This window comes from Leucobacter chromiireducens, assembly GCF_003917135.1.
In the GTDB taxonomy this organism is placed as follows: domain Bacteria; phylum Actinomycetota; class Actinomycetes; order Actinomycetales; family Microbacteriaceae; genus Leucobacter; species Leucobacter chromiireducens_A.
The window spans coordinates 1-642 of the sequence record NZ_RPDI01000083.1 but is presented as its reverse complement, the minus strand read 5'-3'; the positions used below and the strand labels follow the sequence as shown (position 1 = coordinate 642).

1 protein-coding gene is annotated in these 642 nt (G+C 58.7%); it reads right to left on the bottom strand.

Annotated elements, in window-relative coordinates; genetic code table 11:
• Positions 1-53: 53 nt before the first annotated feature.
• Positions 54-596, bottom strand: coding sequence for a GNAT family N-acetyltransferase (locus EGM46_RS14570; protein WP_125100827.1), 543 nt, complete (start codon positions 594-596; stop codon positions 54-56).
• Positions 597-642 lie beyond the last annotated feature (46 nt).

The following is a 642-nucleotide window of genomic DNA, read 5'->3' as shown; positions in this document are numbered from 1 at the left end:
TCACGTGCAGGTTGTACTCGGGGCCAAGCTGGTTCGGACCGAGGTACTCGATCCTATTCGTGCAGGATGATCTGGTAGAGGTTGTGATCTTGCCAGTGCCCGGCGATCTTGAGGTATTGAGGCGCCATTCCGATCTGCTGGAACCCGCTTTTTAGCAACACCTTTTGAGATGCGATGTTGTGAACCAGCGTGCTTTCCTCTATCCGGTGCAGCCCGAGCTGTTCTCCCGCTTCTTCCACGATCGCGCGAACTGTTGCAGAGGCGAGGCCTCGGCCCAGGTGATTGCGGTCGACCCAGTAGCCGAGACCCGCGCTCTGAAAGGGGCCCCGAGTGATGCCCGCGAGATTAAAGCGGCCGAGGATCTCGTTGTTGCGAACCAGTGCCAGGGGATAGCTCTCCGCGGATTGGGTAGCAACCAGTCTGTGTTCGATATCTTCGCGCTGAAACTGCTCAGTGAAGAACTCCTCGGGACGCACGGGCTCCCACGGGGTGAGATGCGCTCGATTGCGCTCATAAGCAGCCGCCAACATCGAAGCATCTTCCGGCCGAAGGATGCGTAAATCTATACCTGGGGCCACACTGCGGGGTTCGAACATTCAGTCGATGCTACTCGAATGGCTCAGACCGCGTCGCCCTCCACCG

Excerpts from the sequence above, each read along its gene's own strand:
- EGM46_RS14570 (WP_125100827.1), bottom strand. The coding sequence starts at position 596 with ATGTTCGAACCCCGCAGTGTGGCCCCAGGTATAGATTTACGCATCCTT.